Below are 14,565 nucleotides of genomic sequence, written 5' to 3' on the forward strand. Positions count from 1 at the left end.
TGGCCCTTCCCGCCTGACCAGAAGGATGACGCCCAACTCATGAGCGACACGCCCCGCACGCCGCCCAATGCGCCCCGCCCCAAGGGCGGCGCTTCGTCCGGTGCCCCTTCCAAGGGCGGCAAGCCCGGCACGGAGTCCGGGGCGACGCGGCCGGTTGAGGGAAGCGCGGCCTCCGCGGCTCCGGATCCGGTGGTTCCGCCGTCTCCGAACCAGGTGAATCCTGCTGCCGGGGCGCCCGCAGGCGTCGGCCCGGGCAAGGCAGATGCGCCGGCCGCCTCCGCGGCCCCGCCCGCGCATGAGGCCCCGGCCGCGCCAGCGCCGCCCGCCAACCTGGGCGGCCGCGGCCGGCGATTCGATCCGGCGATCCTGCCCATCGCGGCGGGTCTGGTCGTGCTGGTGGGGGCCACCGGCTACCTTCTTTCCAGCCCGCGCGAGCGGCCGGCACCGGCGGCGATGCAGCAAGCCCAGGCCGAGCGCGTGGCGGCGGTGGACCAGCGCCTCGCGGCACTGGAGGCGCGGCCGAGCGCCGCGGGGCTGGCCGAGCGGGGCGCGGAGTCGGAGCGGCGGCTCGGCGCGCTGGAAGCCTCCCTTCGCGAGCTGGCGGCGCGCCCGATGGTCGATGCCGAGGCGCGTTCCGGCCTCGCCGAGACACGCACTGCCCTGGCGGAGGCGCGGACGGGCCTTGGGGCGGCCCAGGAGGCGCTGCGCCGGCTGGAGGAGCGGACCAACGGGCTGGAGAACCGGATGCAGGAGGAGGCGCGCCGCGCCGAGGCCCGCATCGCCCAGGCCGAGGCGACCCTGGCCAACCGCCTGACCGCCGCCGAGCAGGCCCTGGCCGCGCGCGTGACCGCGGCGGAGCAGGCTTTCGGCCCGCGGCTTGCCGCGCTGGACGCGGCGCTGAACCAGCGCGTGGAGGCCGCCGGCCAGAACATGACCCAGCGCATGGACGCGGCGGCCCGCGCCATGGATGAGCGGCTTTCCCGCGCCGAGACGGAGATGAACCAGCGCGTGGCGCGCCAGGAGCAGCAGCTGGCCGAGCGCGTGCAGCAATTCGAGCAGCGCCTGTCCCAGGCCGAGGCGGCGGAGCGGCGCCTGGGCGCGCTGGCGGCCCGCGGTGCCCTCCAGACCTCGCTGGAGGCCGGGCGACCGCTCGGCCAGGCCCTTTCCCAGCTTTCCGGAGAGCCGCCGGTCGCCCTGGCGCGCTATCGCAACGCGGCCCCGCCCACGGAGGCGGCGCTGCGCCTTTCATTCGAGGATGCGGCGCGCGCGGCGCGGCTGGCGGCCGAGCCGCAGGGGCAGTCGGTGACCGATTCCGCCCTTTCCCGCCTGCAGGGGCTGGTGACGGTGCGGCGCGGCGACCAGGTGGTGGTCGGCGATGCCGTTTCCGGAGAGCTGGAGCGGGCGAGGCGCTCGCTCGATGCCGGCGACCTGCCGGGCGCGCTGGAGCGGCTGGAGCAGCTGCCGGAACCCTCCCGCAATGCCATGGCGGGCTGGATCGGGCAGGCGCGTGACCTGGTCGAGGCCCGCGCGGCGCTGCGCGACCTGGGGACCAACTGATGATCCGCGCCATCCGGCTTCTCATTATCCTCGGCCTGGGCGTCTGGGCCGCGCTCTATCTCCGCGAGATGGGCGGGATCGTCGAGATCACCGTCGGCAGCACCTTCATCGGCATCCCGGTCTGGCTGGGGCTGCTGGCGCTGGTGATCGGCTTCGTGGTGCTGCACAGCATCCTCTCCGCCTGGAAGTGGCTGCGGGGCTGGCCGGCCCGGATCCGCGCCCGCCGGCAGGAGCGGCACCGGCGCGAGGGCGATGCGGCCGTGACCCGCGCCCTGGTGGCGCTGGCAGCCGGCACGCCCGACCAGGCGCGGCTGGAGATCCGCCGCGCCCGCAGCATGCTGGGCGACACGCCCCACACGCTGCTGCTGACCGCCGAGGCCGAGCGGATGGCGGGCCGCAACGATTCCGCCAACGAGGCCTTCAAGCTGCTGGCCCAGCGCGAGGACGGCAAGTTCCTGGGCCTGCGCGGCCTGCTGCGCGATGCCATGCAGCGGGAGGACTGGCCGGCCGCGCAACGCCTGGCGCGGGAGGCCGAGGCCGCCCAGCCCGGCGCCGCCTGGGTGCGGGAGGAACGCGCCGCGCTTGCCCTGCGCACGCGGGACTGGAAGGAGGCGCTGGCCCTGTCCCCGCCCGACCAGCTGACCGGGCATCGCCGCGCGGCGCTGGCCCTGGCGGCGGCCATGCAGGACCCGGAGACCGCCTCGGCGCTGGAGAAGCAGGCGCTCGCCGCCGATCCGGGCTTCGCCCCGGCGGCGCTGGCGGTGGCGCGGCGGCAGGCGGCCGAGGGCAGCCCCCGCCGGGCCAAGACCACGCTGCAGGCCACCTGGAAGCTGGCGCCGCATCCGGATATCGCCGAAGCCTATCTGGCGGATGAGGTGGACGCGCTGGGGCGGGTGAAGGCGGCCGAGACGCTGACCCATGAGAACCGCACCCATCCGGAGAGCCGCCTCGTCCTCGGCCGTACGGCGCTGGCCGCCGGGCTGACCGGGCGGGCACGGGCGGAGCTGGAGGCGCTGGTGAATTCGGGCGGCGCCGACCGCCGGGCCTTCCTTGCGATGGTGGACATGGATGCCGTCGAGCTGGGCGACAGCGCCGCCGGCCGTTCCGCCGAGGCGAAATGGCTGCGCGCCGCCGCCGCGGCCCCGCCGGAGCCGCGTTGGCAATGCCTTTCCTGCGGCACCACGCACCGGAAGTGGGAGCCGATCTGCGAGGAATGCGGTACGCCAGGGCGGATCGAATGGACGGGGAGCGCGCCGACCAGGGGCGGGGCTCTGGCGACGACCTGATACTTCTCTTCACGGACGAGGTTGCCCGGCGGTCAATGTGCCGCTAGAAGGCGCCCCACCGCAGCGCGCTGGCCCAGGCCAGCGCGCCCTGCATGGGCCGGGTTAGCACAGCGGTAGTGCAATCGATTCGTAATCGATAGGTCGCGAGTTCGATTCTCGCACCCGGCACCATCTTTCCTTCGCTCAGATTTCGTCGCGCGCGGAGCCCCTGCGAGCAGTCGCATCGGTGTGGCCATTGCGAAGCGCCTGCGCCCGGGTGGCCCTAGGCCGGGCTTCCGTTCGCTCTTCACAAGGCCTTGAGCGCTCGGCGCGTCGTCGCAGGGCGCATCGGGCATATAGCCGGTCTGCTTCCACGAGCCGCCTGAAAAATTCTTAAACAACAGCTGCTTGGCGATAGATCGGCATTCCCGGGTGGAACCGTGTGCCCGTGCGGCGCCAGCAGCGACCGATACTCTTTCCCGGGCGGCCCATCCAAACGAATGGGGCCGCCACCGCCCTCTTTGTGGAATTCGGACCTCGCCGCGGGGAAGCGTGTGTCCGGTCGGATCCGCTCCCCGTCGGTCCCCGCAAGGAACGGGACAAGGGATCCGGAATGGCGCTCAGGAACGGCACGGCGGGCAATGACACAGTTGCCGGAACCCAGGATGCGGACACCATCTCGGGTCTTGCCGGCAACGACACCCTGACCGGCCTCGGCGGCGCGGATCTTCTCGATGGTGGCCAGGGCCATGACAGCCTCGATGGCGGCGAGGGCAATGACACGCTCCGCGGTGGCGAGGGGAACGACACGATCACCGACGTGTCCGGCGCGAACAGGATCGAGGGTGGCGGGGGCGACGACATCATTGTCACCTCGCGCGGCGGTTTCGCGGACCAGATCATGGGCGGAACCGGCCGCGACCTGTTCAAGGTTCAGGCCAATCCGCGCCAGGCCGTGACAGCCGACACGATCACGGATTTCCAGACCGGCGCCGGCGGGGACCAGCTCGATCTGAGCTATGCGCTGAGCTACGCCACGGGCTGGACCTACAGCAGCAATCCCTTCGCCGGCGGCTTCCTGCGCCTGGTCCAGAGCGGGGCGAACACGCTGCTCCAGATGGATCACGACGGCACGGCCGGCGCGGCCGGCTGGCAGACACTGCTGGTCCTGAGCAACACCACCGCCACCGCCTTCACGGCGGACAACATCGCGGATGGCTGGAACCCGCAAGGCACCCAGGGCCGTTCCGTCACGGGTGGGGATGGCGCCGACACGCTGACGGGCAGCCACGACAACGACACCATCTCCGGCGGCGGCGGCGAGGACTACATCCAGGCCGGCTATGGGCAGGATACGGTCCGCGGCGGCGATGGCGACGACGATATCTATGGCGGCCTGGCCGCGGACACGCTCTACGGCGATGACGGGGACGACTATTTCGACGGCGGCGCGGACGCGGACCTGATCGAGGGCGGCGCGGGAAGCGATACGCTCTACGGCGGTGACGGCAACGACACGCTGCTGGGCGGCGACGGCAATGATCGCATCTCCGACAGCTCCGGCACCAATGTGATCGATGGCGGAGCCGGCAACGATTTCATCGCTGTTTCCCACGGCGAATATGCCGAAACCGTGCTCGGCGGCAGCGGGCGCGACACCTTCTCGGTGCAGGCCAGCCTCAGCGGCACGGTGCGCGCGGACACGATCGGCGACTTCCGCACGGGCGCGCGGGGTGACCTGCTCGACATCAGCCCGCTCTATGGCGCCCTGGCCCAGTGGTCCTACACGGAGAACCCCTTCGCCAACGGCTACATGCGCCTGTTCCAGAGCGGCGCGGATACCTGGCTGCAAGTGGACAAGGATGGGAGCGGCACCGGCAGCGGCTGGGTCACGGTTCTCATCCTGAAGAACGTCACCGCCACCGGCATCACGGCGGTGAACATCGCCGACGGCTGGAATCCGCATGCGACCAGGGGCACGGGCCTTACCGGCGGCGACTTCGGCGATTCCCTCAATGGCGGCGTGAACGCCGATACGCTCCTTGGCGGCGGCGGGGATGACTACCTCAGCGGTGGCCATGGCATGGACCTTCTCCGCGGCGGAGAGGGAGAGGACAGCGTCTATGGCGGCCATGGCGATGACCGTGTGCAGGGCGAGGGAGGCGATGACTACCTCGACGGCGGCGACGGCGCGGACCGGCTGGAAGGTGGCACCGGCGCCGACACGCTGAACGGCGGCGCGGGCAACGACGTTCTGCTCGGCGGTGATGGGGGCGACAACATCGCCGACTACTACGGCGCCAACCGGATCGATGCGGGCGGCGGCGACGACGTGATCACGGTTTCCGCGGGTGACGGCGTTGACACGATCACCGGCGGCGCGGGGCGCGACACCTATGTCATCCGCCCCGACCTGGATGGGCGGGTGCGCGCGGGCGTCGTCACGGATTTTCAGCTGGGCCGTGGCGGTGACGTGCTGGACCTGACGAATATCCTCTACGACCTGGAGAACTGGGCCGCCGGCACCAATCCCTTCGCGCGGCACCTGCGGCTGGTGCAGAGCGGCGCGGACACGCTGCTGCAGGTGGACCGCGACGGCAGCGGCGCCGCGGATGGTTGGATGACGGTGCTGGTGCTGCAGAATGTCACGGCGAGCGCGCTGGGTGCCTTCAACTTCTCCGCGCCCTATCACAACACCGCCGGTGGCGCGGCGGCCATCGCGCTGGGCGTGACCTGGAACGGCGGCACGGGGGCGGATACCCGCAATGGCGGCACCGGTGACGACACCCTGTACGGGCGCGACGGCAACGACACGCTGAATGGCGGCGAGGGTGACGACTATCTCGATGGCGGCCATGGCAGCAACCAGCTGACCGGCGGCCTGGGCAATGACAGCCTGTATGGCGGAACCGGCGCCAGCCTGCTGAATGGCGACGAGGGCAACGACTATCTCTATTCCAGTTCCTACGCAGGCTCCAACGCCACGCTGCGCGGCGGGATCGGCGATGACACGCTGACCGGCGGCGGCGGCGCGGAGCTGCTGGATGGTGGCGACGGCAACGACGTGTTCTCGGACTATGAGGGGAACAACACCCTCATCGGTGGCCACGGCGCGGATATCTTCCGCGACCTGTCCTACGGGAATGGCATGGACACCGTGACCGGTGGGGAGGGGCGCGACACCTTCGAGGTGGATTGGTGGAACGCCACCACCTTCAAGGCGGATCTCGTCACGGATTTCCAGGCCGGGGCCGGGGGGGACATCCTCAACCTGAGCTACAGCTACAGCCATCTCGGCCTGCCCATCGGCACCAATCCTTTCACCTCCGGCTATTTCCGCCTCCTGCAGAACGGCGCGGACACGCTGGTGCAGGTGGACTCGGATGGCGCGGCGGGATCGCGCGGCTGGGTGACCGTGCTGCAGTTGCAGGGCGTGACGGCGGCCGACATCGTCGCCGACAATATCTGGGACGGCTGGAACCCCACGGCGGTGACGGGCATCACCCTCACGGGCCTGGAGTGGAACAGCGAGACCCTCCGCGGCACCGTCAACAACGACCTGCTGAAGGGCATGGGCGGTGCGGATACGCTGGAAGGCGGGATCGGCCTGGACAGCCTGCTGGGCGGCGAGGGCAATGACTATCTCGCCGGCGGCTACAACAACGACACGCTGATCGGCGACCAGGGGCATGACACGCTCTATGGCGGCCAGGAGGGTGACGTCCTGGATGGCGGCGCCGGCGACGATCTTCTTCATGGCGATGCAGGCAATGACCGGCTGCTCGGCGGCACCGGCAACGACACGCTTTCCGACTACCAGGGCACGAACCGCCTGGAGGGAGGGGATGGGCAGGACCTGTTCCTGAACGTCTCCTACGGAGCCGGAGCGGACCGGCTGATCGGTGGCGCGGGGGCGGATACCTACAAGCTCGCCCTGAACTGGAGCGAGGCGGTGGCCGTTGACACGATCACGGATTTCGAGACGGGCACCACGGACGACCAGCTGGATCTCAGCGGGGTGCTGGCGCGCCTCACGGGCTATGTGTCGGGCAGCAATCCGTTCGCGACCGGCCATTTGCGCCTCCGCGCCTCGGGTAGCGACAGCTTCCTGCAGGTGGATGCCGATGGCAGCGGCGGGGAGGCTGGATATGTCTCCGTCCTGCGGCTGGTCGGCGTCACGCCCGCGCTGCTGACATCGGAAAACTTTACCCAGGGCTTCCATCCGAACGGGACGTCGCTCGCGACTGGAAGCGGCTTCGCGGGCCAGGCGGATGAGATCTGGGGTTTCAGCGGGTAGGGCGCGACCACCTGGGGGCGGGCCGGTGCCGACCTGCCCCCGGGATGCGCCGAGGGAAGCCAATGGGCCCGAGGGGCCCGCGAGAGGCGGAGACGGTGCGATGGAGGATCTGCGGAACGGTCGCGGCATGGGCACGGCCCTGTGGCAGACCTGGTGCGCCCGCTGGCTGGCCGGCGATGGCGCGGGAGAGCTCTCCCGCAATGCCCGGGCTTCGGTACGGCTGACCGGCAGCGATGGCGGTGACGCACAGGATTCCGGCCTGCACGGCGATGGACGCCTTCATCTGCTGGAGCCCATCTGGCCAGCAATCCCGAAATCCCTGCTTTGAGGTAAGGCACCGGCCCGGCGCGTTGGCCCACGGATGAATGACGCGGTCGGGCGGGGCGTGTTAACGTTGCCGAAGCGGTTGGTGATCCGAGTTTGGCACGCGGTGCGGCGGCCCGGAGCATGACCTTCCCGCTGCCAGGACAAGATGACCGTCGATCCAGACCCCCAGAACGAGGCGGAGCGTCTCGCTTTTCTCCGCTCCTGCGAGATCCTCGACACGGGGCAGGAGCCGGCCTTCGACCATGTCTCGCGCCTGGCCGCGCGGGTGGCGCAGTGCCCCGTGGCGCTGGTCGGGCTCGTTGATGCGGAGCGAGTCTGGTTCAAGTCTCGCCATGGGATCGCCCGGGCGGAGGTGCCGCGGGCAGGCTTTTTCTGTGCCCAGGCCATTCTCGCGCCGGGCGAGGTGATGGTGGTGCCCGATGCGGCGCGGGACGCACGCTTCGCGGGGCATGCGCTGGTGGCGGAAGAGCCGGGGCTTCGCTTCTATGCCGGCATTCCGCTGGCGGTGCCGGGTGGCGGCGCGCTTGGCACGCTTTGCGTGCTCGACCACCATCCCCGCGATGCGTCGCCCGCCCTGGCGGAAGCGCTGCGCGATCTGGCCGGCACCGCAATGACCGCGCTGGACCTTCATCTGGCGCGGAAGCAGATGCGGGAGGCGGCGCGGATCGACCCGCTCACCGGCCTGGTGAACCGCGCCGCCCTGCTGGAGGCGGTCACCCAGGCCATTGCGGTTCAGCGGCGCTACGGAACCTCCTTCTCCCTGATCAAGTTCGACCTGGACGGGTTCAAGGCGTTCAACGACCGTTTCGGGCATGAGGTGGCGGACGAGGCGCTGCGCGAGGTGGCGCGCCTCCTGCGGGCAACGCTGCGCTCCTCCGATCTCCTGGCCCGCCTCGGCAGTGACAAGTTTGCGGCCCTGCTCGGTGGCGGCGGGGAGGTGGACCTGGCGAAGGTCGCCGAGCGCATGCGGGCGGCGGTGGAAGCCGGCATGGCCGGGCGTGGCTGGCTACTTACGGCCTCCCTGGGTGCCGCGCAGTTCGACACGCCGCCCGCCGATGTCGGAGAGGCGCTGGCCATCATGGACGGGCTGACGCGCGGTGCACAGCTGGCGGGCCGGAACCGCGTCATGCGCTGGGATGCCATGCCGGTTCCGCTTCGCGACGTGCCCTGAAACCGCCGATGCGACCGCAATCGGACCGGGCCGCCGGGCGCTCGCGTTTTCAGGAACGTCACGAAGCTGTCAACGGCTGTTGCGTGTTACGATGAAGCGTTTTCGAAGTTACAGGGCCGTTGAACTTCATAACGGAGGTTAAAATGCGCACGCTTCCCGTCCTCGCCGCGCTGGTGGCGTCCCTGGGTCTCGCTGCCTGCACCGTGAACACCGCCCCGTCGAACCCGCCGCCGCCCGTGGCCGCGACCGTCGTCACCCCGGCGCCGATGATGTCGACGCCGGCCCCGGGTTCCACGGTCGTCGTCCGGCCCTGAGCCAGGCCTGAACGCGAGGGCTCCGGCGCCGCCGGTGCCCTCGCCATGTCCGATCCGTTGCCCGGATGGCGCCAGCCATCCGGGCAATGGGGCGTGCTGCGGTCAGCGAAGGGCGAGGATGCTCCTTCGTCCCATCTCCCCTGGCGCCGCATGGATCATGAACTCGTTTTCGCGGCCGCCTGTGGCGGGAACCAGGGCGTACCACATCGTGTCCCGCGCGCCTGAGCTGAACACGGCATCGGCGCGGCAGAGGATCAGGCCGGGCAACGCGCCCTCCGGTGTCTCGACGCGCGTGGGAGCGTTCAGTTCCGTGACCTGGAGCCCGTTCCTGGCCATGGGGCCCGCCGCGAAGGCCTGGCTTGCGGAAGGAACGGCCTCCGCGCACCGGTCCATCGGATCGACAAGGCGCCCGCTCAGAAGAAATTCGGTGGCGAGAAAGCCGCCGGCGGTGATGAGCAGCGCCAGGGCAAGGATGCCAAGGATGCTCCGCGCGCCTTTGCGTCTCCTGGTCCGACGGGCTGCTGGCAGGAAGGCGTGAGCGGGGCGGACAGTCCCTTCCGGTGGGTGCGGCAACGGGCGTGGTCTTTGCATGTAGGGCTCCTGGGCCGAAGTTCGTGATCTCAGAGCGCTTGGACAAGGCTGGCCAGTCCGCGGCCCTCCGGCCGAAGGGACGGGCTTTCCCGGATGAAATGCAGGCAAGCGGGGTAGGCTGGTCGGCCAGAATGGCCTCGATTAGGCGCTGCGCCGGCGGGGCTGTGCGGCCCGCATGTAGCGACAAGCGGCCGTCCGCGATGACATTGAGCATCTCGGCGGTTATGGCGCGATGCGGGCCGTGCTCGAGGCCCATCGCATCGGCCTCGCCGCTGGAGCTAGTCTCCCCCGTGATTTCGGGCGGGGCGCCATCCGGGCTCTGCAGTTCCTGGCGATGCGCCGCCTGCACGGCACTGCGGCGCGTGCCCGCAACATCAATGCGCTCCGCTCGCGTGGCGGTCGCCCCTCGAAACTCCATTGCCTAACTGATGATCGTGGCCGACCGCTCGCCTTCGCTGACGCCCGGTACGTCGCCGACATCGCCATGGCTCTGCCGCTGCTCCAGGCCGTGGCACGCTCCCGACGTCTTCTCGCTGACAAGGCCTATGACGCCGAAGGCCTTCGCCTCTGGCTGAAGGACAGGCCAAGGCAGCGTGAGCACGAGGATGAGGTGCAGCCCCGGCACGGGGAGGAGCCCGGGTAGCATAGCCAAGAGCGGCACGTTCCATCGCGCAGCGAAGCCTTTCCGCCGGAACGGGGACGAAGCATGGCCGCCGGTAATCCGGACCTGTCCCTCCGCTTCAAACACCCGCAAGGCGACATAACGCGGCGTGGAGGCCATCCCCGGCCGAGAATTCCAATTCTCACGGACATCATCCTCTCCGGAGTACTGGATGGCGAGACAGCGTGATAGGACAAGTCCCTGGACAGGCGACGTGCGAGGAAATTCACCCGGGCCACCTTCACATTCGGTCGGCCTTGCGGATAGAAGTCGAGACGTAACCGGTCTCTCAGGTCCAGGGGCATGGCCGGCATCACGGTCCCTACAACACTGAATTAGGGTTGCATCGCGTCTGTCTGAACATTGGCGGTGGTTTGACGAGCCGGCGGAATTTTAATGAGGGTCGTTTTTGCTGGAATTGGGATGGCGACACTTTGCCCTGCCATATTGGAAGATAAGCGACGCGAGGAAGAGTTGATGGAACAACCTGATCTTTCCTTGAGAGAGGCGGCCCATGCCGGAGAAGCCCGGCTTGAGAGAGCCAGGGCCAAGGTGGCAGAGGCGCTCCGCCTCTGCCACGAAGGATTGGAGGAGGCGGGTACCGCCGCGTTCCATCAGGCGGCGGAAGAGTTCGGCGACCTACTCGCCTCCGACGGCTATCCCGTATTTTGGAAGCAGTATTTCCACCACGTCCTGGCGCGGCGTTCGCGCTGGCCGAAGGCGCGGGAATTCCTCTCCGAGCTTTCCAAGCGATACGGGGAGATTCCAGTCACGTTCGCCGTCATGGGCGCACATGCCAAAACGTTCTTCTCGGATGACGAACGGATCAGGATTTGGCGACGTGCCGCTGAAGCAGAGCCTGGCGACATCAAGGCCCGTATGGCCCAACTCAGATTGCTTATCGCACTCCGTCGCCGGAATGAGCTTCCGGCCTGCGCCGATCCGTTTTTTGCCCTGCTTCGGTCGATGCCGCCGGATTCGTCCCTGATGGAGGCGTGGTGCTTGCTTGGTGATGCCTATCTGATTGAAAATGCATCGGACCGGGCGGAACTCTGCTACCGCTCGGCCCACCATGCAAATGCCGGGCAGGTGCGCCCGCTTCTCGGCCTTGCTTCAGTCGCCCTCGACGGTGGCCGGCGGCTTGATGCGGTGACACTGCTTTCGGAAGCCCTTACTCTGAAGGAGATTCCTGAGGAGCTGAGGCGCCTAGCGACCTACGCGACAGAATGCTGGTCCACACCGGATCGCACAGCCGCACTGCCGAGTGTCGAAGTCGCGGTTTTTACTCATCTTCATCGCGCCGAGAAGCTTCGGGAGAATCCGCACCTCGCGGCACCCGGACTCGGCCTGATTGAGCTGACGCTCACATCGCTGCGCGCGTCACTTAAGCTGGGTTCAGATATCCCCATCACCGTTTTTTATGATCACAGGCCAACGGAACTAAACGAGACCTATCGTCTTGCGCTCGAGAACTTTTGCGCGCAGGAGGGACTGCGGCTGGTAGTGAACGAGGGCTTTGGGCTCCGGCGTCAATGGCTCGATGCCATGGCGCGAGCCGAGGCGGATCTGGTCATGATCGTCGAACATGACCACGAGTTTCTGACCAACTGCCCCTCGCTCGAGCAGATCCGTGGGCTCTTCGCGGAGCGGCCGGATATGCAGTACCTGCGGCTGGCCAGACGCGCGAATGTGGTTAAGGGCTACGACACGATCCTGATCCAGTCTGCGCCGGAGCGGAAAGACGGCATCTACCGAACACCCGGATTCTCGAATACGCCACATCTCGTTAGACTTGGCTTTCTGCGCGACATGATCGGGCCATCCATCGGCTATGGTGGGCGGGATACACATAATTTCGGTGCGGGTGGTGTCGAGGACACGGTGAACAGTCTCTACAGGGCCTTGGAGGCGAGAGTCGGCTTACCTGCGGCGATGCGGCTCTTCGGAACGCTCGTCTATGGCAATCCCGGCGATAAGCGCCGGGTTGTGCATCTCGGCGTCTGAACTCTCCAATAACTTTACAAGGGTAGAGGGATTACGCCTCAGCCGAAGCAGGGACCATTACGGACCCTGTAGTTCCCGCCGCACGATGGCGGCTCCCTCGGCCATCGCGCGCAGCTTGGCGAAGGCGCGGGGGCGCGGCAGATACTTCATGCCGCAATCCGGCGCGATGACCAGGCGCTCGGCCGGCAGTCGCTTCAGCCCGGCGCGGATGCGCTCCGCTACTATTTCCGGCGTCTCGACCTGTTCCGTGCCGAGATCGATCACGCCGAGCATGATCGTCTTGCCCGGAAGGGAATCGAGCACCGAGAGATCCAGCTTTGGCTGCGCGGCCTCGATGGAGATCTGCGCGGCGTTGCAGTCCGCGAGCTGGGGGAGGAAGGAGTAGCCGGAGGGCTTCTCCTTCACCACGGCGGCATAGCCGAAGCAGAGATGCACGACCGTGTCGCCGTCCAGCCCTTCCAGCGCGCGATTCAGCGCCTTCACGCCGAAGCGGGCGGCGGCTTCCGGGCGGGCCTGCATCCAGGGCTCGTCGAACTGGATGATGTCCACGCCGGCCTTCTTCAGGTCCCTGGCTTCCTCGTTGACGGCGGCGGCGTAGTCCATCGCCATGGCTTCCTCGTCCTTGTAGAACTCATCGGAAGCCTGCTGGGACAGGGTGAAGGGGCCGGGCAGGGTGATCTTCGTGCGCCGGTCGGTGTTGGCGACAAGGAACTCCACGTCGCGCACCTCCACCGGGCGGTTGCGGCGGATGCGGCCGATCACGCGCGGCACCAGCGTCTCCTTGCCGGCACGGCCCATGGTGCGGGCGGGGTTGTCCACATCCACGCCATCCAGCGCCAGGGCGAAGCGGTTGGAATAGCTCTCCCGCCGGATCTCGCCATCGGTGACGATGTCGATCCCGGCGCGCTCCATGTCACGGATGGCGACGAGCGTCGCGTCGTCCTGCGCGCCCTCCAGCGCATCCTCGGCCACGCGCCACATCTGCTTCATCCGCACCCGCGGCACGAGGTTCTGGGCGAGCACGTTGCGGTCCACCAGCCAGTCCGGCTGCGGATAGCTGCCGACGACGGTGGTGGGGAGAAGGGTGTTGGTCATGCTCAGGCCTTGGGAAGCGAGGTGGGCTGATAGGCGAGGAGGCGCCACTGGTCACCCTCCTTCGTCCAGAGGGCAAGGGTGAGGGAGGCGATCTCCCGCTCCGCGCCGTAGCGGTGGATGCGCGCGCTCATGCGGCCCAGCGCGGCAGCGGCTCCGGGGCCGGCCTCGAGCACGGCCTCGGTTTCGAAATGCACCTCCAGATAGCGCAGGCTGCCGTCGCGCAGCGTGGCGAGGTAGCTCTCCTTGCTGTCGGTCGTCGCGTTGGAATGGGCATAGACCAGCCGGTCCGATAGAAGCGCCGCCAGCGCCTCCGTGTCGCCATCCCGCATGGCGGCGTAGCGGCGTGCCTCCAGCGCGCGGATCTCGTCCTGCATCGGGTGCCTCAGCGGGGATTGGGCGCGAGCAGCCGCTCGGGCCAGGTGGCGACGCGGAAGAAGTCCAGCCCACCCTCGCCGGAGGCCTGGTAGGCCGCGGCGAATTGCCGGGCCAGGGCGGAAAGGGGCATGGGCACGCCTTCCCGCTGCCCGACGGCCAGGGCCAGGTCCATGTCCTTGGCGACGAGATCGACATCGGCGGCGGGCGTCCAGTCCCGTGCCTTCAGCATCTCGGCCTTGTAGGCGAGCAGCGGGGAGGCGACGACGCTGCGGGACAGCGCATCGATCATCGAATCCCATTCCAGGCCGAGCCGGCCACCGAAGGCCAGGGCCTCGCCGATGACCGCGGGGGTGAGGGCGACGACCATGTTGACCATCAGCTTCACTGCGCGCGCCTCCTCGGCCTCGCCGCAGCGCAGCGTTTCCTTGCCAAGCACGCCGAGCACGGGCTCGCACCGGTCCAGCACGGCCGCGGGGCCCGAGGCGAAGATGGTGAGCGCCCCCGCCGCCGCGCTGGCAGTGCTGCCCGATACCGGGCAGCGCAGGTAGTCCGCCCCGCGCTCCGCCATGGCCTCGGCCACGCGCGCGGAGGTGGCGGGAGAGACGGTGCTGAGATCGATGAAGACCTGACCGGGCCGGAGCGTCTCGGCCACGCCGCCGGGACCGATGACGATGGCCAGCAGCGCGGCGTCGTTCGGCACCATGGAGAAAAGGATATCCGCCTCCTCCGCCAGGGCCGCGCCCGTGGCATGGGGGTGGGCGCCCTCCGCGGCGAGATGGGCGATGCGGGCGGGGTCGATATCCGTGACGGAAAGGGTTGCGCCGGCATCCAGCAGGCGCCGGCAGAGCGGCGTGCCCATCCGGCCCACCCCGATCCAGCCAAGCTTCCAGCCCTGCAGCACGCCCATG

12 protein-coding genes and 1 tRNA gene are annotated in these 14,565 nt (G+C 68.9%); 9 read left to right on the top strand and 4 right to left on the bottom strand.

The features are described from left to right. The first annotated feature begins 39 nt into the window (after positions 1-39). From J8J14_RS20605 to J8J14_RS20635, 7 genes are all read left to right on the top strand, one after another. Positions 40-1,557: a COG4223 family protein gene (locus J8J14_RS20605; protein WP_209381439.1), complete on the top strand. Its 1,518-nt coding sequence runs from the start codon at positions 40-42 to the stop codon at positions 1,555-1,557. Next, positions 1,557-2,843 (top strand): heme biosynthesis HemY N-terminal domain-containing protein, encoded by a 1,287-nt coding sequence (locus tag J8J14_RS20610; RefSeq protein WP_209381440.1) that lies wholly within the window; start codon positions 1,557-1,559, stop codon positions 2,841-2,843. Before J8J14_RS20605 ends, J8J14_RS20610 begins: the two co-directional genes overlap by 1 nt. A gap of 96 nt (positions 2,844-2,939) precedes the next feature. Further along, a tRNA-Thr gene (locus tag J8J14_RS20615) sits at positions 2,940-3,014 on the top strand. Between the two features lie 421 nt (positions 3,015-3,435). After that, on the top strand, positions 3,436-7,119 hold the full coding sequence (locus J8J14_RS20620) for a beta strand repeat-containing protein (protein WP_209381441.1): 3,684 nt from the start codon (positions 3,436-3,438) through the stop codon (positions 7,117-7,119). A gap of 100 nt (positions 7,120-7,219) precedes the next feature. After that, positions 7,220-7,447, top strand: coding sequence for a hypothetical protein (locus tag J8J14_RS20625; RefSeq protein WP_209381442.1), 228 nt, complete (start codon positions 7,220-7,222; stop codon positions 7,445-7,447). A 144-nt stretch (positions 7,448-7,591) separates the two neighbouring features. Beyond that, complete coding sequence (locus J8J14_RS20630; RefSeq protein WP_209381443.1) at positions 7,592-8,617, top strand: GGDEF domain-containing protein; 1,026 nt, start codon at positions 7,592-7,594, stop codon at positions 8,615-8,617. Positions 8,618-8,760: 143 nt separating this feature from the next. Beyond that, entirely contained in the window at positions 8,761-8,931 is a 171-nt protein-coding gene (locus tag J8J14_RS20635; RefSeq protein WP_209381444.1) for a hypothetical protein, read from the top strand. 102 nt (positions 8,932-9,033) lie between these two features. Here J8J14_RS20635 and J8J14_RS20640 read toward each other — a convergent pair whose 3' ends face one another. Next, positions 9,034-9,522, bottom strand: a complete 489-nt coding sequence (locus tag J8J14_RS20640; RefSeq protein WP_209381445.1) for a hypothetical protein — start codon at positions 9,520-9,522, stop codon at positions 9,034-9,036. A 241-nt stretch (positions 9,523-9,763) separates the two neighbouring features. Here J8J14_RS20640 and J8J14_RS20645 point away from each other — a divergent pair, with 241 nt between their 5' ends. Beyond that, positions 9,764-10,165, top strand: a complete 402-nt coding sequence (locus J8J14_RS20645) for a transposase (protein WP_209381446.1) — start codon at positions 9,764-9,766, stop codon at positions 10,163-10,165. A gap of 441 nt (positions 10,166-10,606) precedes the next feature. Beyond that, the gene (locus J8J14_RS20650) at positions 10,607-12,187 is read left to right on the top strand and encodes a tetratricopeptide repeat protein (RefSeq protein ID WP_209381447.1); all 1,581 of its coding nucleotides are present in this window, start codon (positions 10,607-10,609) and stop codon (positions 12,185-12,187) included. Between the two features lie 57 nt (positions 12,188-12,244). On the opposite strand, the gene J8J14_RS20655 is transcribed toward J8J14_RS20650, so the two are convergent. The 3 genes from J8J14_RS20655 to J8J14_RS20665 are packed head-to-tail and all read right to left on the bottom strand — an operon-like array spanning position 12,245 to position 14,564. Further along, the gene (locus J8J14_RS20655; RefSeq protein ID WP_209381448.1) at positions 12,245-13,282 is read right to left on the bottom strand and encodes a 5-methyltetrahydropteroyltriglutamate--homocysteine methyltransferase; all 1,038 of its coding nucleotides are present in this window, start codon (positions 13,280-13,282) and stop codon (positions 12,245-12,247) included. A 2-nt stretch (positions 13,283-13,284) separates the two neighbouring features. Continuing rightward, positions 13,285-13,656 (bottom strand): nuclear transport factor 2 family protein, encoded by a 372-nt coding sequence (locus J8J14_RS20660; protein WP_245216026.1) that lies wholly within the window; start codon positions 13,654-13,656, stop codon positions 13,285-13,287. A gap of 8 nt (positions 13,657-13,664) precedes the next feature. Next, complete coding sequence (locus J8J14_RS20665) at positions 13,665-14,564, bottom strand: NAD(P)-dependent oxidoreductase (RefSeq protein ID WP_209381449.1); 900 nt, start codon at positions 14,562-14,564, stop codon at positions 13,665-13,667. Position 14,565: the final 1 nt, after the last annotated feature.

Origin of the sequence: Pararoseomonas baculiformis (assembly GCF_017813395.1) — a bacterium.
Taxonomy (GTDB): Bacteria; Pseudomonadota; Alphaproteobacteria; order Acetobacterales; family Acetobacteraceae; genus Roseomonas; species Roseomonas baculiformis.